14 protein-coding genes are annotated in these 17,762 nt (G+C 73.5%); 9 read left to right on the top strand and 5 right to left on the bottom strand.

Features of this window, described 5'->3' with window-relative positions; genetic code table 11:
• Nucleotides 1–147 precede the first annotated feature (147 nt).
• From ACZ7KX_RS30130 to ACZ7KX_RS30140, 3 genes are all read left to right on the top strand, one after another.
• The gene (locus ACZ7KX_RS30130) at nt 148–1,488 is read left to right on the top strand and encodes a M16 family metallopeptidase (RefSeq protein WP_470329217.1); all 1,341 of its coding nucleotides are present in this window, start codon (nt 148–150) and stop codon (nt 1,486–1,488) included.
• Between the two features lie 20 nt (nt 1,489–1,508).
• Entirely contained in the window at nt 1,509–2,873 is a 1,365-nt protein-coding gene (locus ACZ7KX_RS30135; RefSeq protein WP_350523410.1) for a M16 family metallopeptidase, read from the top strand.
• A 330-nt stretch (nt 2,874–3,203) separates the two neighbouring features.
• Complete coding sequence (locus ACZ7KX_RS30140; RefSeq protein ID WP_396549729.1) at nt 3,204–4,397, top strand: RtcB family protein; 1,194 nt, start codon at nt 3,204–3,206, stop codon at nt 4,395–4,397.
• Nucleotides 4,398–4,469: 72 nt separating this feature from the next.
• Here the strand turns inward: ACZ7KX_RS30140 and ACZ7KX_RS30145 are convergent, their stop codons facing one another.
• Entirely contained in the window at nt 4,470–4,751 is a 282-nt protein-coding gene (locus ACZ7KX_RS30145) for an HPr family phosphocarrier protein (protein ID WP_470329218.1), read from the bottom strand.
• A 226-nt stretch (nt 4,752–4,977) separates the two neighbouring features.
• Between ACZ7KX_RS30145 and ACZ7KX_RS30150 the strand changes: the two genes are divergently transcribed.
• The 4 genes from ACZ7KX_RS30150 (at nt 4,978) to ACZ7KX_RS30165 (ending at nt 10,480) form a co-directional block, all read left to right on the top strand.
• Nucleotides 4,978–7,845, top strand: a complete 2,868-nt coding sequence (locus ACZ7KX_RS30150; RefSeq protein ID WP_470329219.1) for a bifunctional acetate--CoA ligase family protein/GNAT family N-acetyltransferase — start codon at nt 4,978–4,980, stop codon at nt 7,843–7,845.
• 91 nt (nt 7,846–7,936) lie between these two features.
• Nucleotides 7,937–8,536, top strand: a complete 600-nt coding sequence (locus ACZ7KX_RS30155) for a DUF5998 family protein (RefSeq protein ID WP_350523325.1) — start codon at nt 7,937–7,939, stop codon at nt 8,534–8,536.
• Nucleotides 8,537–8,574: 38 nt separating this feature from the next.
• Nucleotides 8,575–9,762 (top strand): alkaline phosphatase family protein, encoded by a 1,188-nt coding sequence (locus tag ACZ7KX_RS30160; RefSeq protein ID WP_470329220.1) that lies wholly within the window; start codon nt 8,575–8,577, stop codon nt 9,760–9,762.
• A 61-nt stretch (nt 9,763–9,823) separates the two neighbouring features.
• On the top strand, nt 9,824–10,480 hold the full coding sequence (locus tag ACZ7KX_RS30165) for a thymidine kinase (RefSeq protein WP_350523323.1): 657 nt from the start codon (nt 9,824–9,826) through the stop codon (nt 10,478–10,480).
• A 20-nt stretch (nt 10,481–10,500) separates the two neighbouring features.
• Here the strand turns inward: ACZ7KX_RS30165 and ACZ7KX_RS30170 are convergent, their stop codons facing one another.
• Complete coding sequence (locus tag ACZ7KX_RS30170) at nt 10,501–11,244, bottom strand: VOC family protein (protein WP_470329234.1); 744 nt, start codon at nt 11,242–11,244, stop codon at nt 10,501–10,503.
• A gap of 221 nt (nt 11,245–11,465) precedes the next feature.
• Here ACZ7KX_RS30170 and ACZ7KX_RS30175 point away from each other — a divergent pair, with 221 nt between their 5' ends.
• Complete coding sequence (locus ACZ7KX_RS30175) at nt 11,466–12,341, top strand: sulfurtransferase (RefSeq protein WP_470329221.1); 876 nt, start codon at nt 11,466–11,468, stop codon at nt 12,339–12,341.
• Between the two features lie 91 nt (nt 12,342–12,432).
• On the opposite strand, the gene sepH is transcribed toward ACZ7KX_RS30175, so the two are convergent.
• Nucleotides 12,433–13,512: a septation protein SepH gene (sepH, locus tag ACZ7KX_RS30180; protein WP_470329222.1), complete on the bottom strand. Its 1,080-nt coding sequence runs from the start codon at nt 13,510–13,512 to the stop codon at nt 12,433–12,435.
• Nucleotides 13,513–14,029: 517 nt separating this feature from the next.
• On the opposite strand from sepH, the gene ACZ7KX_RS30185 reads away from it, so the two are divergent.
• Nucleotides 14,030–14,890, top strand: a complete 861-nt coding sequence (locus tag ACZ7KX_RS30185; RefSeq protein ID WP_470329223.1) for a hypothetical protein — start codon at nt 14,030–14,032, stop codon at nt 14,888–14,890.
• Nucleotides 14,891–14,975: 85 nt separating this feature from the next.
• On the opposite strand, the gene ACZ7KX_RS30190 is transcribed toward ACZ7KX_RS30185, so the two are convergent.
• The gene (locus tag ACZ7KX_RS30190) at nt 14,976–16,298 is read right to left on the bottom strand and encodes a D-arabinono-1,4-lactone oxidase (RefSeq protein WP_470329224.1); all 1,323 of its coding nucleotides are present in this window, start codon (nt 16,296–16,298) and stop codon (nt 14,976–14,978) included.
• A gap of 104 nt (nt 16,299–16,402) precedes the next feature.
• The gene (locus ACZ7KX_RS30195) at nt 16,403–17,659 is read right to left on the bottom strand and encodes an MFS transporter (protein WP_350523318.1); all 1,257 of its coding nucleotides are present in this window, start codon (nt 17,657–17,659) and stop codon (nt 16,403–16,405) included.
• Nucleotides 17,660–17,762: the final 103 nt, after the last annotated feature.

Consider the following 17,762-nt stretch of genomic DNA (forward strand, 5'->3'; position numbering starts at 1 on the left):
CCCGCCGACACTCCCGGTCAGCGGCCCTCTTCCGCCCCTGGCGAACGACCCCGTCCGCGCGGACACGAACGCGGCTCCCGAACGTTGCACCACAATGGGGGACGCCACACGAACCCCCGACATCGACGACGGGAAGGACCCGAGCGCATGGCCAACCCGGCCCCCGCCTCCAGCCGAGGCATCGCCATCACCGAGCACCGCCTGGCCAACGGCCTGCGCGTCGTCCTCTCCGAGGACCACCTCACCCCGGTCGCCGCCGTCTGCCTCTGGTACGACGTGGGCTCCCGCCACGAGGTCAAGGGCCGCACCGGCCTCGCCCACCTCTTCGAGCACCTGATGTTCCAGGGCTCCGCCAACGTCTCCAACAACGGCCACTTCGAACTGGTCCAGGGCGCCGGCGGCTCGCTCAACGGCACCACCAGCTTCGAGCGCACCAACTACTTCGAGACCATGCCCACCCACCAGCTGGAGCTCGCCCTCTGGCTGGAGGCCGACCGCATGGGCTCGCTGCTCGCCGCACTCGACGACACGTCCATGGAGAACCAGCGCGACGTCGTCAAGAACGAGCGCCGCCAGCGCTACGACAACGTCCCGTACGGCACCGCCTTCGAGAAGCTCACCGCGCTCTCCTTCCCCGACGGCCACCCGTACCACCACACGCCCATCGGCTCCATGGCGGACCTCGACGCGGCCACGCTGGAGGACGCCCGGACGTTCTTCCGCACCTACTACGCGCCGAACAACGCCGTCCTGTCCGTCGTCGGCGACATCGACCCCGAGCAGACCATCGCCTGGGTCGAGAAGTACTTCGGCTCCATCCCCGCCCACGACGGCAAGCAGCCCCCGCGCTCCGGCGAACTCCCCGACACCATCGGCCGCGAGCTCCGCGAGGAGGTCCACGAGGACGTCCCATCCCGCGCGCTGATGGCCGCCTACCGCCTCCCGCACGACGGCACCCGCGAGGCCGACGCCGCCGACCTCGCCCTCACCATCCTCGGCAGCGGCGAGTCCAGCCGCCTCTACAACCGGCTCGTCCGCCGCGACCGCACCGCCGTCGCCGCCGGCTTCGGCCTGCTGCGCCTGGCCGGCGCCCCCAGCCTCGGCTGGCTCGACGTGAAGACCTCCGGCGACGCCACCATCGCGCAGATCGACGCCGCCGTCGACGAGGAGCTCGCCCGCTTCGCCGCCGAGGGCCCCACGCCCGAGGAACTGGAGCGCGCCCAGGCCCAGATCGAGCGCGAGTGGCTGGACCGGCTGACCACCGTCGCCGGCCGCGCCGACGAACTCTGCCGCTACGCCGTCCTGTTCGGCGACCCCAAGCTGCTCAACGACGCCCTCCCCAAGGTCCTCGACGTCACCGCCGAGGAGGTCCAGGCCGTCGCCAAGGCCCGGATCCACCCCGACAACCGGGCCGTCCTCGTCTACGAGCCGACCGCCGACTCCGACACCGACTCCGACGCTTCCGAAGAGGAGGGTGCCGCCGTATGAGCACCGACTACGTCCCCGCCATGACCTTCCACCCCCAGCCGCAGCCCGGCACCCCCAGCCCGTGGGCCTTCCCCGCCCCCGAGCGGGCCGCCCTCGGCAACGGGATCACCGTCCTGCACTGCCACCGGCCCGGCCAGCAGCTGGTCGCCGTCGAGGTCCTCGTCGACGCCCCGCTCGCCGCCGAGCCCGAGGGCCTCGACGGCATCGCCGCGATCCTCGCCCGTGCCCTCAACGAGGGCACCGACACCCTCAGCGCCGAGGAGTTCGCCGGCGAGCTCGAACGGGCCGGTGCCACCCTGGACGCACACGCCGACCACCCGTGCATCCGGGTCTCCCTGGAGGTGCCGGCCTCCCGGCTCCAGCGCGGCCTCTCCCTGCTCGCCGACGCCCTGCGCGCCCCCGCGCTGCCCGAGGCCGAGATCGAGCGCCTGGTCGCCAACCGCCTCGACGAGATCGTCCACGAGCAGGCCAACCCCGCCCGGCGCGCCGCCAAGGCCCTCTACGCCGAACTCTTCGACGCCGCCGACCGGCTCTCCCGGCCCCGCGCCGGCACCGCCGACACCGTCAAGTCGATCGACCGCGCCGCCGTCAAGGCCTTCTACGACGCCCACGTGCGCCCCGCGACCAGCACCGTCGTCGTGGTCGGCGACCTCACCGGCGTCGACCTGCCCGCCCTCCTGGAGAGCACCCTCGGTACCTGGACCGGCTCGGCCGCCGAGGCCTCCGTGCACGCCCCGGTCACCGGCGACGACCACGGCCGCGTCGTCATCGTGGACCGCCCCGGCTCCGTCCAGACCCAGCTGCTCGTCGGCCGGATCGGGCCCGACCGCCACGACCCGGTCTGGGCGGCCCAGACCCTCGGCACCTACTGCCTGGGCGGCACCCTCACCTCCCGCCTCGACCGCGTCCTGCGCGAGGAGAAGGGCTACACCTACGGCGTCCGCTCCTTCGCCCAGCCGCTGCGCTCCTCCGCCGACGGCAGCGGGCGCTCGCTGCTCGCGATCAGCGGCTCGGTGGACACCGCCTCCACCGCCCCGGCGCTCGCCGACACCTGGACCATCCTGCGCACCCTCGCCGCCGAGGGCCTCACCGACGCCGAGCGCGACGAGGCCGTGCAGTTCCTGGTCGGGGTGGCCCCGCTGAAGTACGAGACCGCGGGCTCGGTCGCCGGCACCCTGGCCGACCAGGTCGAGCAGTACCTGGCGGACGACTACCAGGCCGAGGTCTACCGGAAGCTCGCCGAACTGCCCACCGCCGCCGCCACCGAGGCGGTCGTCGCGGCCTTCCCGCCGGACCGCCTGGTCACCGTGCTGGTCGGCGACGCGGCCGCGATCGCCGACGACGTGCGGGCGCTCGGCATCGGCGAGGTCACGGTCGTCAGCTGACCGGTCGATCGCATCGTCGGACCGGCCCGGTGGAGCACCCGCTCCGCCGGGCCGGACGCGTTTTTAAATGCCTTGCGGGCCCCGTCGGTTCCGTGGATAGATGTTCCCCGACGCACAGCACGTGCGAACGCGGATCGGGACGAACGAAAGGAGGCGGTCACCATGCGGGTCGAGCGAACCATACGACGACGCTCCCCAAGGCCGTACTCCCCCCGTCCCGCCGCCCTGGGCGTCTGAGCCCAGCCCCTGAACTTCCCCGAGCCACGCCGGGATCCCTTCGCGCGGCACCCCTTTCCCGTGAACCACCCGACCCATGGAGGTCGTTCGACCATGACGTACACCGAGGTACCCGGCGTCCGGGTCCCCATCCGGATGTGGACCGACCCGGCGACGGTCGAGGGCCAGGCCCTGCAGCAGCTGCGCAACATCAGCTCCCTGCCCTGGCTGCACGGCCTCGCCGTGATGCCCGACGTCCACCTGGGCAAGGGCGCGACGGTCGGCTCCGTCATCGCCATGAAGGACGCGGTCTGCCCGGCGGCGGTCGGCGTCGACATCGGCTGCGGGATGAGCGCGGTGAAGACCTCGCTCACCGCCGACGACCTCCCGGACGACCTGTCGGGCCTGCGCAACAAGATCGAGCAGACCATCCCGGTCGGCCGCGGCCTGCACACCGACCCGGTCGACCCGGCGAAGCTCCAGGGCTTCCGGGCCGGCGGTTGGGACGACTTCTGGCAGCGCTTCGACGGCATCGCGGAGGACGTCAAGTGGCGCCGCGAGCGGGCGATGCAGCAGATGGCGACGCTCGGCGGGGGTAATCACTTCATCGAACTGTGCGTCGATACGACTGGTGCGGTCTGGCTGATGCTGCACTCCGGTTCCCGGAACATCGGCAAGGAGCTGGCGGAGCACCACATGGGCGTCGCCCGCTCGCTGCCGCACAACCAGGGCCTGATCGACCAGGACCTCGCGGTCTTCCTCGCGAAGACCCCGGAGATGGGTGCCTACCGGCAGGACCTGTTCTGGGCGCAGGAGTACGCGAAGCACAACCGCGCGGTCATGATGGCGCTCTTCCAGGACGTCGTCCGGCGGGAGTTCGCCAAGGCCGAGGTCACCTTCGACGAGGTGATCAGCTGCCACCACAACTACGTGGCGGAGGAGCGGTACGACGGCGTCGACCTGCTGGTGACCCGCAAGGGCGCGATCCGGGCGGGCTCCGGTGACCTCGGGATCATCCCGGGGTCGATGGGGACGGGTTCCTACATCGTGCGCGGCCTGGGCAACGAGGCGGCGTTCAACTCGGCCTCGCACGGCGCCGGCCGAAAGATGAGCCGCAACGCCGCGAAGAAGCGGTTCACCACGCGTGACCTGGCCGAGCAGACGGCGGGCGTGGAGTGCCGCAAGGACAGCGGCGTGGTGGACGAGATCCCGGGTGCCTACAAGAACATCGAGAAGGTCATCGAGCAGCAGAAGGACCTCGTCGAGGTGGTCGCGCACCTCAAGCAGGTCGTCTGCGTCAAGGGCTGACCAGGGCCGACCACAGCAGATCGGGGTGCCGCCGGAATCCGGCGGCACCCCGATCGGGCGTTCCGTGGGGCCTCAGGCCGCGGCGGGGAGCTCGTCGAGGCCTTCCTGGACGAGCTTGGCGAGGCGGTCGAGCGCGTCGTCTGCGTTCGCGGCGTCGGAGGCCAGGACGACCTCGTCGCCGCCCTGGGCGCCCAGGGCGAGGAGGCCGAGCATGGAGGCGGCGTTGACCGGGGTGCCGCCGGGCTTGGCGATGGTGATCGGCACGCCGGTGGCCGTGACGGCCCGGACGAAGACGGAGGCGGGACGGGCGTGCAGGCCCTCGGCCCAACCGATGGTGACGCGGCGCTCAGCCATGAGACGTGCCTTTCCGGTGAAGCTGGTCACGGCCGTGCTCGGGGAGCGGGGGAAGCGGCCATGTTGTCTAGACCAGTGTTGCACGCAGACGGCCCGGCGAGCCGCGGCGTTCAGGAGTTGTGATTGTTTCTTTTCGGGGCATAAACCCCGGGCCATTGGTCCCGTCCACCCTGCCGTGGGCACGCATCCGGCGCCATCCGGCCCGGTGCCGGATAACCTGACGAATGTGGACGACCCCGCGGCAGTGAACCCCGAGCAGCAACCGGACTATCCGCAGCACTGGGAGGCCGACGTCCTGCTGCGCGACGGTGGTACCGCCCGGATCCGGCCGATCACGCCCGCCGACGCCGGGCGCCTCGTGGAGTTCTACGAGCAGGTCTCGGAACAGTCCAAGTACTTCCGTTTCTTCGCCCCTTATCCCCGGCTCTCCGACAAGGACGTCCGCCGCTTCACCCACCACGACTTCGTGAACCGGGTCGGCCTCGCGGTGGTCGTCCGGGACCACTTCATCGCCACCGTCCGCTACGACCGGATCGACGCCGAGGGCCGTCCCTCCGCCACCGGCACCGACGCCGAGGTGGCCTTCCTGGTGCAGGACGCCCACCAGGGCCGAGGGGTGGCTTCGGCCCTGCTGGAGCACATCGCGGCCGTCGCGCAGGAGCGCGGCATCCGCCGCTTCCAGGCCGAGGTGCTGCCGGAGAACCGGAAGATGGTGAAGGTCTTCACCGATGCCGGCTACACCCAGCGCCGCAGCTTCGCCGACGGCGTGGTGCACCTGGAGTTCGACCTCGAACAGACCGACCGCTCGCTCGCCGTGATGCGCGCCCGCGAGCACCGCGCCGAGGCGCGTTCGGTGCAGCGGCTGCTCACCCCGCGCTCGGTCGCGGTGATCGGGGTCTCCCGCACCCCGCAGACGGTCGGCCGGGCGATCCTGCGCGACCTGCTGGGCAGCGCCCCGGCCGAGTGCCCGGTCCACGCGGTGAACCGCAACGCCCCGCCCGGCACGGAACTGGACGGTGTCCCGGTGCACCGCTCCATCCTGGAGATCCCCGGACCGGTGGACCTCGCGGTGATCACCGTCCCCGAGGGCGCCGTCCCGGCCGCCGTCGCCGAGTGCGGCGCCCACGGGGTGCAGGGCCTGGTGGTGGTCACCGCCGGCTACGCGGAGACCGGCCCGGAGGGCCGGGACCGGCAGCGCGCGCTGGTCCGCCAGGCCCGCGCGGCGGGGATGCGGGTGATCGGCCCGAACGCCTTCGGCCTGATCAACACCGACCCGGCGAACCCGCTGAACGCCTCGCTCGCACCGCGTCTGCCCGGCCGCGGCGGCTTCGGGATCTTCTGCCAGTCCGGCGCGATCGGCGTGGCCCTGCTGGAGGCCGCCCACAAGCGCGGCCTCGGGGTGTCCTCCTTCGCCTCGGTGGGCAACCGCGCCGACGTCTCCGGCAACGACCTCCTGCAGTACTGGGCCGAGGACGAGGCCACCCAGGTCGTCCTGCTGTACCTGGAGTCCTTCGGCAACCCGCGCAAGTTCACCCGGATCGCCCGCCGGCTGGCCGCCGTCAAGCCGGTCGTGGTGGTCAAGGGCGCCCGGCACACCGGGAGCCTGCCGCCCGGCCACGCCGTCCCGGCCACCGCCACCGGCCTGCGCGACGAGACCGTCGACGCGCTGTTCGAACAGGCGGGCGTCATCAGGGTCGAGACGATCACCGAGCTGTACGACACCGGCGAGCTGCTGGCGCAGCAGCCGCTGCCGCGGGGCGACCGGGTCGCGGTGGTCGGCAACTCGGACTCCCTCGGCCTGCTCACCTACGACGCCCTGCTGAGCGCCGGCCTGCGCCCGCGGACCCCCGTCGACCTGACCACGGCCGCGACCGGCGAGAACTTCCGGATCGCGCTGGACGTCGCGCTCGCCGATCCCGCCGTGGACGCGGTGATCGCCGTCGCCATCCCGCCGATCGGCACCTCCGCGCACGCCTTCATGGGCGGCCGGCTCACCGGCGAGGACGACCCCGAGATGGGCTCCGACGATCCGGAGATCGCCGCCGCCCTGCTCGAAGCCGGACAGCGCGCCAAGGAGCTGGGCAAACCGCTGCTGCTCGCCCACCTGGCGCTCACCGACCTGCCGGTCCGGCTGCGTCCCGGCGGAATCCCCGCGTACGCGGCGCCCGAGCGGGCCGTGCACGCGCTCGCCCACGCCGTCCACTACGCGCAGTGGCGCAGCCGGACGGCCGAGGCGGAGGAGACCGCGCGCGTCCCCGAGCTGGACCGGATCGACGAGCCCGGTGCCCGCACCCTGGTGGAGGCGGTGCTGCGCACCCGGGCCGCGTCCCGCCCGTCGCCCACCACCACCCTCGATCGGGGCGCTCTGCGCCGCTCCCTCTCGACGCGCACCCAGCCCGGCGGCGCCCGGATCACCCTGCCGGACGCCGCGGCCCGCGAGCTGCTGGCCTGCTACGGCATCGACGTCTCGCCGACGCTGCCCGCACCGGACGAGGAGTCGGCCGTCGCGGCCGCGGCCTCGCTGGGCTACCCGGTGGCCCTCAAGGCGACCGCCCCGCACCTGCGCCACCGTCCCGACCTGGGCAGTGTCCGGCTGGACCTGACCGGAGAGCCGGGCCTGCGCCGCGCCCACCGCGAGCTGGACGCGCTGCTCGGCGGCGCCGCGCAGGCCGAGCTGGTGGTGCAGCGGCTGGCGCCGCGCGGGGTGGACACCGTGATCGGCGCCATGGTGGACCCCGCGGTCGGCGCGATCCTCTCCTTCGGTCTGGCGGGCGCGCCGGCCGAACTGTTGGGCGACACGGCGCACCGATTGGTTCCGGCCACCGACCAGGACGTCGCCGGGTTGATCCGGGAGGTGCGGGCCGCGCCGCTGCTGTTCGGCTGGCGCGGCGCCGAGGCGGTGGACACCGGCGTGCTGGAGGAGCTGCTGCTCAGGGTGTCGCAGCTGGTGGACGACGTTCCGGAGATCGCCTCGGTGGATCTCGAACCCGTGGTCGTGGCCCCGCACGGGCTGGCGATCCTGGGGGCGCGGGTGCGGGTCGCACCCCTGCCGGTCCGCAGCGATCTGGGCCCGCGCGCGATGAGCACGCTGTAACCTTCCTTGGTTGCGCCCTGCCCGGGCGCTGTTGTCCGAAGCTCGGCGCCGTGCCGCCCGCTTCGTCGGCGGACCATGCCAGGATGGAGATATGGCGAAGACCGGTACCACCACCACTCAGGACCTGCGCTCGGCTATCGAGCGCAGCGGCTACTACCCGGCCCTGGTGTCCGAGGCGGTGGAGTCCGCGGTGGGCCCGGAGCCGATCAGCTCCTACCTGGTGCACCAGGAGACGACGTTCGACGCCAACGAGGTCCGCCGGCACGTGACGGTGCTGGTGCTGACCCCGACCCGCTTCGTGGTGAGCCACACCGACGAGCAGTCGGGGGCGGAGGGCAGTCCCTCGGTGCCGTTCGCGACGACCTCGACGGAGAGCGTCCGGCTGGACCGGATCGGCTCGGTCGTGGTGAGCCGGATGGTGGCGAACCCGGAGACGTACACGCCGGGGACGCTGCCGCGCGAGGTGGTGCTGACGATCGGCTGGGGCGCGGTGCAGCGTCTGGACCTGGAGCCGGCCGGCTGCTCGGACCCGAACTGCGAGGCGGACCACGGCTACACGGGCTCGGCGACGGCCGACGACCTCTCGCTGCGGGTGAGCGAGGCCGGTGACGGCCCGGAGACGGTGGCCCAGGCGCTGGTGTTCGCCCGGGCCCTGTCCGACGCGACGATCGACAACAGCCCGCGGGTCTGATCGCCGCCGCCGCCTCCGACCGCTACGAATCCGGTTCCATGTCCTTCGTTCCTGCCGACGGCTACGACGCCTTCGAGATCCTTGACCCCGCCACCGCCCCCGCGCCCCCGTACGGCAGCGGTTCGCTGTGCGACCTGCTGCCCTCGGTGGCGGCGGGCCTCGGCGTTCCCGGGTTCACCGCGACGCTGCCGATCGCCCCGGCCGACCGGGTGGTGGTGTTCCTGGTGGACGGCCTGGGGTGGGAGCTGCTGCTGCGCCACCCCGAGTACGCGCCGTTCCTGTCCTCGCTGGCCGGGAGCTCGTTGGGCGGCAGCGGCCGTCCGCTGACCGCGGGCTTCCCGTCCACCACGGCGACCTCGCTGGCCTCGGTCGGCACCGGGACGCCGCCGGGCCTGCACGGCCTGGCCGGGTACACGGTGGCGGTGCCGGGCGCCGGCTACCTGATGAACCAGCTGCGCTGGCAGCCGCCGACCGAGCCGCACGCCTGGCAGCCGTACCCGACGGTGTTCGAGCAGACGCACCGGGCCGGGGTGGCCACCGCCCAGGTCTCGTCCCCGCTGTTCGCGCAGACCCCGCTGACCCGGGTGGCCCTGTCCGGCGGCACCTTCCTCGGCCGCACCACCGGCGAGGAGCGGATGGACCTGGCGGCTTCCTGGCTGGCCGAGCACGACCGGGCGTTGGTGTACACGTACGTCAGCGAGCTGGACGGTGCGGGCCACCGCTTCGGGGTGGACTCCGACGAGTGGCGGATGACGCTGGACGCGGTGGACCGGTTGGCCCGCCGGCTGGCCGAGCGGCTGCCGCCGCGCTCGGCGATGTACGTGACGGCCGACCACGGCATGATCGACATCGCGCCGGGGGACCGGATCGACTTCGACGAGGACTGGGAGCTGGGCGCCGGCGTGGCGCTGCTCGGCGGTGAGGGCCGGGCCAGGCACGTGTACGCGGTGCCCGGCGCCGCGGCCGACGTGCACGCGGTCTGGAGCGAGGTGCTGGGAGACCGGATGTGGGTCGCCACACGGGACCAGGCGGTCGAGGCGGGCTGGTTCGGCCCGGCCGTGGACGAGCGGGTGTACGGACGGATCGGCGACGTGGTCGCCGCGGCGCGCGACGACATCGCGATCGTCGCCTCCCGCAACGAGCCCGGCGAATCCGCGATGATCGGGCTGCACGGCTCGATGACCCCGGTCGAGCAGTTCGTGCCGCTGCTCGAAGTCCGCGGCTGAGTCCGTCCCTTGACTCTTCTGTGCCCGAACTCCCCTGATGTGAAAGGCCCCTGCTCCACCCATGGCTGAACTGGTGTTCTTCTCGGGCACGATGGACTGCGGCAAGTCGACGCTGGCGCTGCAGATGGACCACAACCACACCGCGCGCGGCCGGAAGGGCGTGATCCTCACCCGTCACGACCGGGCGGGCGCCGCGACGATCTCCAGCCGGCTGGGCCTGCGGGCCGAGGCGGTCGAGGTGACGGACGACTTCGACTTCCACGCGCACGTGGTGCACCGGCTCTCGGCCGGCGGCCGGGTGGACTACCTGATCTGCGACGAGGCCCAGTTCTTCGACGCCGAGCAGGTCGACCAGCTGGCCCGGGTGGTGGACGAACTGGACATCGACGTCTACACCTTCGGCATCACCACCGACTTCCGCACCCGGCTGTTCCCGGGTTCGCAGCGGCTGATCGAGCTGGCCGACCGGGTGGAGGTGCTGCAGGTCGAGGCGCTGTGCTGGTGCGGGGCGCGGGCGACCCACAACGCCCGGACGGTCGGCGGGGTGATGGTGGTCGAGGGTGCCCAGGTGGTGATCGGAGACATCTCGGTGCGCGACGACGAGGTCGGCTACGAGGTGCTGTGCCGCCGTCACCACCGCCGCCGCATGACCGCCGCGACGGCCCGTGCCTCGGTGCTCTCCCCGGACGTGCTGCCCTTCGAGGAGCAGCAGGCCTGACGTCCCCGGGCCGGTACCCGCTACGCGCCGGCCTCCAGCACGGAGAAGTGCCCGCCCTGCGGGTCGGCCAGCCGGGCGGCGCGGCCGCGGGCGGTGTCGTGCGGCGCGACCAGGATGCGCCCGCCGAGCTCCACGGCGTGACGGGAGGTCAGGCCGACGTCGCGGACGGCGAAGTGGGTGCGCCAGCGCGGCGGGTGGCCGCGCAGGTCGGCGCGGTGCCGGATGCCGGCGACCGGCCGGCCGTGCACGAGCAGTGCGGTCTCGTCCGTACCGGGCCGGAGCGGGCGGTCGAGCACCGCGGCGTAGAAGACGGCGGCGCCCTCCGTGTCGGGGGTGAGCAGTTCGGCCCAGGCCGGCTCGCCGGGCTCGGTGCCGGCCTCGCGGCCGAGGTGCTCCTCGCCCTGCCAGAGGCCGAAGACGGCGCCGGAGACGTCGGAGGCGATGGCCATCCGCCCGGCGCGCTCGGCCTGCAGCGGCCCGACGGCGACGGTGCCGCCGCACTCGCGGACCAACTGGGCGGTGCGGTCGGCGTCGTCCACGGCGAAGTAGGTGGTCCACTGCACCGGGAAGCCGGTGGCGGTGGAGAGACCGAGGCCGGCGACCGGTGCCCCGTCGAGTTCGGCCCGGACGTAGTCGCCGAGCTGGCCGGGGCCCGGGGAGTACGTCCAGCCGAGCAGTTCGCCGTAGAAGGCGCGGGCGCCGGACAGGTCGTCGGTCAGCAGGCTGACCCAGCAGGGCGTGCCCTGGGCCAGTCGGAGTTCCACCGCGGGCAATGCGGGCCTCCTCGTGGGTGGTTGGCGCACGGAAATCCTCGTGCGCGAGGGTGATGCTTCCACTCTGGTGGGCGCCCAACCCTCGGGCCGCGCGGAAAGTCCGGCAAAGTCCCCACAAAGAGCGGCGACCCGGGCGTCTCCCGTGGACTCGTCGGGCCCGGCACGGATCCGTACGCTGCGCCTCCGGGTGGCGCTGCGCGACAATGGCGGCCATGACGACCTACAACGAGGGTTCTCCGCTGATCTCCGCGGCCGAGCTGCGGGAGGCGCTCGCCTCCGCCCGTCCGCCGGTGCTGCTGGACGTGCGCTACCAGCTGGTCGGTGCCGCGCCGGGCGGCCCGACCGCGGCCGAGGAGTACCGGGCCGGGCACCTGCCCGGCGCCCACTTCGTCGAGCTGGACCGGGACCTCGCGGCCCCGCCCGGCGCGCCCGGCCCGGGCGGGCGCCACCCGCTGCCGGACCCGGAGGAGTTCGGCGCGGCGATGCGCGGCTTCGGGGTGGGCGCGCAGCGACCGGTCGTGGTGTACGACGGTGCGGCCTCGATGGCGGCGGCGCGTGCCTGGTGGCTGCTGCGCTGGGCCGGGCACCGCGACGTCCGGGTGCTGGACGGTGGCTTCGCGGCCTGGCAGGCGGCCGGGCTGCCGGTGACGAGCGAGCTTCCGCAGCCCGTGGAGGGGGACTTCAAGCCGGTGCCCGGGCAGCTGCCGACGGTGGACGCGGACGGCGCCGCGGCCTGGGCGCGCGCCGGTCTGCTGCTGGACGCCCGGTCGGGGGAGCGCTATCGGGGCGAGACGGAGCCGGTGGATCCGCGGGCCGGGCACGTCCCGGGCGCGGTGTCGGCGCCGACGGCCGAGAACGTGGGCCCGGACGGGCGGTTCCGTCCGGCGGCCGAGCTGGCGGCCCGCTTCCGCGCGTTGAGCGCGGGGGAGCAGGAGGTCGCGGTGTACTGCGGCTCGGGGGTGACGGCGGCGCACCAGATCCTGGCGCTGGAGGTGGCGGGTCTGGCGGCCACGCTGTACCCGGGGTCGTGGAGCGAGTGGTCGAGCGACCCGAGCCGCCCGGTGGCGGTCACCGACCAGCCGGGCTGATCCGGCACGCGGTCCGCGGCGGGAACTCCTGACGGGCACACAGCGGTGCGGGGCGCCGGCAGAGCCGACGCCCCGCACCGCTGTCCTGCTGCTATTCCTGCTTCTTGCGCCGGCTGCCGAAGACGATCTCGTCCCAGCTGGGCACGGTGGCCCGGCGCCCGGGCCGGACGCCGTCCGCCTCGGCCTGCCGGTCGGTGGTGCCGACCAGGCGCTCCCGGTGCGGGGCGACGGCGCGCGGCATCAGAATGTCGGCGTAGGCCGAGCCCGCGCCGACCGCCGGGGCGGCGGCCGCGGCCGACTCCTCGCTCTCCTCGGCGACCTCGGCGGGCACCGGTTCGATCGGGGTGGGGCCGCCGACGGCGAGGTCGCCGCGGAAGGCGGGGACGACGTCGAGCAGGCTGGTCAGCGAGTCCCGGGCGTCGGCGGTGGCCTCCCGCGATTCGCGGACCTCGCGGGCCGACATGATGCGGTCGGCCGAGGGCCGGTCGATCATCGGGCGGGGCGGCCGCTCCTGGGGGAGCCGGGCGATCCGCGGGATGAACGGGAAGACCGACTCCTCCTCGCGCTCGACGTTCTCGCCGATCAGCGCGCGGGCCTCGTCGTCGTTGGGCTGGACCAGGCGCCGGGGCGGGTCGTACGTCCAGGAGGCACTGCGGCCCTCGCCGTCGGCCCGGTAGGAGAGGATGACCTCCCAGGTGCCGTCGTCGCGGCGCCAGGAGTCCCAGCGCTCGGTGTCCTTCTCGGCGCCGCGCAGCGCGAGGCGCTCGGCGACGGCCTCGCCGAGCTGCGGGCCGGGGGACTCGCCGTTGCGGCGGATGGCGGTCTTGCGGGCGCGCTCGGCCATGAAGGCGCGCTCGGCGAGGACCGGGCCCTCGAAGCGGCGGACGCGGTCGACGGAGATCCCGGCGGCCTGGGCGACCTCCTCGGCGGAGGCACCGGCTCGTATCCGGGCCTGGATGTCCCGCGGGCGCAGGTGGCTCTCGACCTCGATCTCGATCTGGCCGAGGCGCGGCCGGTCGCCGCGGATGGCGGCGCGCAGCCGCTCGTCGATGGGGAGGGTGTACTCCGTGCTGTCGGCAGCCTTGAGCACCAGCCGTGTGCCGTCGTTGCTGACGGCCACAACCCGCAGTTCGGGCACGGTTACCTCCCGGGTGGTGCCTGCCGACGTCACCTGCGTCGCTGCTCCCGTACTGAGTGTGGCCTGCCCACTCGCGACTGGCCACAACCTTGCTGAGTTCCCCGGCGTGTCGGGCTCATGCCCGCGCGCGCCGCTGTGGCACGGTTGCCTTTTTGCCACGCCATCCGTCGGCGTCGCGCCTGGGTGTCCCGGCCCTCCTCGCACGCGGAGTGTTCGCGACGATCCGGGACGGGCGTCGCCGTGCGTGCCCGGTCCGTGGCTCTTCGTCAAGCTGCCGGTGAAGGCGCAGTCGACAAGTCGACCCAAGGCTCGGGCTTTACGAACAGTACTCCATTCGTGGCACCCGAAGGGGCGGCTCGCCGCTCAAGTCTCCCGCGATTCACGGGAATCTCAAGAGCGCGCACCACCGATGGCGTACCACCGACAAGCGGACGGTGATCATCTTCACACAATCCGGGCGCGCAGAACCGCATTTTCGTCCCTTGTGTCCTTCTTTGGGCAAGATGGAGTGGCTTGTTCGAGGAACAGTCGTACGGACCGAGGGATGTTGATGCCGGAGCGGAGCCCCGTCGAGGAGGGCGGCAAGGAGGAGCGCAGGCGGATCGATCTGAGTGCGGCTCAGGTCGTGGCGAGCGCGCTGGCCGCCGTGGTGGGCGCGCTGTTGGCCTCCGAACTGGGGGTGTACGGAACGATCTTGGGCGCTGCGGTGGTGAGTGTCGGGGCCACCACCGGCGGCGCGGTGTTCCAGCACCTCTTCAAGCGGACCGGTGAACAACTGCGCGAGGTGGTGGACCGGGGGCCGAACCAGACGGCGAACGCGCTGCGCCAGGTGCCGGTCGAGTCCGGGCGGTCGGAGGCGCCGGAGCAGCCGGCGCCTCGGCCGGTGCTGACCGCGGAGTGGAACGAGCCGCAGGTGGTGCGGGCGCGCCGGCGGTGGACCTGGAAGACCTACGCGGCGGTGTCCGGGCTGGTGTTCGTGGTGGCGATGACGCCGATCGTGGCGTTCGAACTGGCGACCGGGCAGCCCGTGTCGGCGACGGTCAAGGGCGAGTCCGGCAACGGCACCTCCTTCGGCGGCTCGGTGGCGCCCAGGTCCGCGCAGCCGCAGGACGCTCCGCCGCAGCGGCCGGCGCCGGGCGACACGCGCGGACCGGCGGCGACGCCGTCCGGTGGTGCCTCGGCCCCGGCGATGACGCGGCCGGGCCGGGAGCCGAGCGGCACCCCGAGCACCGGCGCGGGTACGGCTTCGCCCTCGGCGGGCCCGAGCGTGAGCCCGTCGGCCGGGTCCTCCCCGTCGGCGGACGGCGGGAAGCCCACGGGCGGGACCACCTCGCAGCCGCCCGTGGCGGGGGACGAGCCCACCCGGTCGTCGGGGGCCCCGTCGCCGGCGGCCGGGACCCCGGCGACCTGACCGGGACCCCGGCGAGCCGACCGGCACTCCGGGTGAACCGACCGGCACCCCGGCGAACCGGCCGGGGCGGTCCGGCTCCGGGGGGTCAGGCCCCCAGCACCCGGCGCAGGTAGTCGTTGCCGAAGACCCGCTGCGGGTCGACCTCGTCGCGCAGCGCGGTGAAGTCGCCGAAGTGCGGGTAGACGCCGGCCAGGTACTCGGCGTCGCGGGTGTGCAGCTTGCCCCAGTGAGGGCGGCCCTGATGGGCGGTCATCAACTGTTCGACGCCGGTGAAGTAGCCCTGGTCGGCGGTGCCCCGGTAGAGGTGGACGGCGATGTAGGCGCTGTCCCGGCCGGAGGCGGTGGAGAGCCAGAGCTCGTCGGCGGGTGCGAAGCGCACCTCGACCGGGAAGCTGATCCTCCAGTCGGAGCGCTCGACCAGGGCCTTCAGCTCGCGCAGCACCCCGCCGACGGCCTCGCGCGGCACCGCGTACTCCATCTCCACGAAGCGGACCTTGCGCGGGCTGGTGAACACCCGGTACGCGGTGTCGGTGTAGCTGCGGTCGGACCAGGCGCGGCTGGCCAGTGCCGCGATCGACGGGATCGAACCGGGGAAGCGCCGGCCGACCCGGCAGGCGCCCTCCCAGACGGTGTTGGAGAGGAAGTCGTCCTCCAGCCACCCCTTGAACCGGGGCAGCGGGGCGGCCGGGCCCTGGCTGCGGTTGTTGCGCTTGGTGGAGCAGCGGTCGGTGTGCGGGAACCAGTAGAACTCGAAGTGCTCGTTGACGGCGGTGAGGTCGTCGAGCCGTTCCAGCACCTCGTCGAAGGCCATCGGCTGCTCGTGCGCCGTGAGCAGGAAGGCCGGTTCGACGCCGAAGGTGAGCGCGGTGATCACGCCGAGGGCGCCGAGGCCCAGCCGGGCGCCCTGGAAGAGCCGGGGGTTCTCGGTGGGCGAGCAGCGCTTGACGGAGCCGTCCGCGAGGACGATCTCCAGCGCGCGGATCTGGGCGGCGAGCGAGCCGGAGTCGCGGCCGGTGCCGTGGGTGCCGGTGCTGGTGGCGCCGGCGACGGTCTGGACCTCGATGTCGCCCATGTTGGTGAGGGACAGGCCCTCGGCGGCGAGGAGCCGGTTGAGGCGGTGCAGCGGGAGGCCGGACTCGACGGTGACGGTGCCCGCCTCGCGGTCGATCTCGCGGACGGCGGTGAGCGCGTGCGGGCGGATCTGGACGCCGTCGCCGGCGGAGGCGATCGAGGTGAAGGAGTGGCCGGACCCGACGGCCTTGACCGTGCGGCCCTGGTCGGCGGCCCGCAGGATCTCCCTGGCCAGTTCCTCCGCGGTGCCGGGGGCGGCGGACCGGGCGGGCGCGGCGCTCTGGTTGCCGGCCCAGTTGGTCCACCGGGTGCGGGTCGCGGTACTGGCCTGGGGCATTGCGCTGCCTCCTGCTCCGTGGCCGAACGAGTCGGCGCGGTCCGGGGCGGCGCGGCCGCCCTACCCACGGGTAGGCCCATGGGTAGGGCGAGAGATTAGTCAGTTCACCGTTCGACGTCTACGGGTCGATCGGCCGATTCGGCGGGCTCGTTCGCGGCGACTCCGGAGCGCAGGCGCCGGAGCCCGGTCAGTGCGACGAGCACCCCGAGGGCGCCGGCGGCCAGTGGGACCCAGTAGCCGGCCGGGGCGCCGGAGGCGTCGACCACCCAGCCGCCGATCGAGGAGCCGAGGGCCACGCCGAGGGCGAGGCCGGTGGTGGTCCAGGCCATGCCCTCGGTGAGCTTGGCGGCCGGGACGAGCCGCTCGACCAGGGCCATCGCGGAGATCAGGGTGGGGGAGATGGCGACCCCCGCGACCAGCAGGGCGGCGCCGGCCGCGATCAGCCCGCCGACGCCGTGCACGGTGGAGGCGACGAGCAGGATGGGGATCATGCTCAGCGCCATCATCACCACGCCGACGAAGAAGCGGGTGGCCAGCGGGGTCCTGGGCTTGAGCGCGCCGTAGACGACGCCGGCCAGGCCGGAGCCGAACGCCCAGACGGCGAGGACGACGCTGGAGAGCCCCTTGTGCCCCTGGGCGTCGGCGAAGGCGACGGTGACGATCTCCACCGAACCGAAGATCGCGCCGGTGGCGACGAAGGTCAGCACCAGCACGACCAGGCCGCCGTTGAGGATGGCGCTGCCGCCGCTGTGGGCCGACGCCGGGTGGACCGGCGGTTCGGTGCGCCGCTGGGCGGTGAACAGGGCGATGCCGACGGCGAGCGCGACGACGGCCACCAGCAGGCCGGACTCGGGGAAGACGTTGGTGGCCAGGCCGATGGCGAGGATCGGGCCGACGATGAAGCACACCTCGTCGACGACGGCCTCGAAGGAGTACGCGGTGTGCAGCTTGGCGGCGTCGTCGCGGTAGAGGTGGGCCCAGCGGGCGCGGACCATGGCGCCGGCGCTGGGCATGACGCCGAGGCCGACGGCGAAGAGGAAGAGGGCCCAGGACGGCGCGTGGAAGTGGGCGCAGAGCAGGAGTCCGGTCGCGGCGGCGACGGTGATCGCGGTGGCGGGGAGCGCGACGCGGCGCTGCCCGCGCCGGTCGACCAGCCAGGAGACCGCCGGGCCGAGTGCCGCGGCTGCGACGGCCATCGTCGCCGAGACCGCGCCGGCCAGCCCGTACGACCCCGTCAGCTGGGAGAGCATGGTCACGATGCCGATCCCGGCCATGGAGATCGGCAGACGGGCCAGGAACCCGGCAGAGGAGAAGGCCAGAGTGCCGGGGGCGGCGAATATCCGGCGGTAGCTGGACAGCACGGGGAGTCTCCGTGGGGGTAAGGAACAAGGCTGGCCAACACAGCTTACGTAGGTTGGCAAACGGTATTTTCCGGACACCGACGCGGCCCCGGCGCCGTCGCCC

Source organism: Kitasatospora sp. NPDC038210 (assembly GCF_055600605.1).

Coding starts and splice junctions, on each gene's coding strand:
- ACZ7KX_RS30130 (WP_470329217.1), top strand. CDS start 148: ATGGCCAACCCGGCCCCCGCCTCCAGCCGAGGCATCGCCATCACCGAG.
- ACZ7KX_RS30135 (WP_350523410.1), top strand. CDS start 1,509: ATGACCTTCCACCCCCAGCCGCAGCCCGGCACCCCCAGCCCGTGGGCC.
- ACZ7KX_RS30140 (WP_396549729.1), top strand. CDS start 3,204: ATGACGTACACCGAGGTACCCGGCGTCCGGGTCCCCATCCGGATGTGG.
- ACZ7KX_RS30145 (WP_470329218.1), bottom strand. CDS start 4,751: ATGGCTGAGCGCCGCGTCACCATCGGTTGGGCCGAGGGCCTGCACGCC.
- ACZ7KX_RS30155 (WP_350523325.1), top strand. CDS start 7,937: ATGGCGAAGACCGGTACCACCACCACTCAGGACCTGCGCTCGGCTATC.
- ACZ7KX_RS30160 (WP_470329220.1), top strand. CDS start 8,575: ATGTCCTTCGTTCCTGCCGACGGCTACGACGCCTTCGAGATCCTTGAC.
- ACZ7KX_RS30165 (WP_350523323.1), top strand. CDS start 9,824: ATGGCTGAACTGGTGTTCTTCTCGGGCACGATGGACTGCGGCAAGTCG.
- ACZ7KX_RS30175 (WP_470329221.1), top strand. CDS start 11,466: ATGACGACCTACAACGAGGGTTCTCCGCTGATCTCCGCGGCCGAGCTG.
- ACZ7KX_RS30185 (WP_470329223.1), top strand. CDS start 14,030: ATGCCGGAGCGGAGCCCCGTCGAGGAGGGCGGCAAGGAGGAGCGCAGG.
- ACZ7KX_RS30190 (WP_470329224.1), bottom strand. CDS start 16,298: ATGCCCCAGGCCAGTACCGCGACCCGCACCCGGTGGACCAACTGGGCC.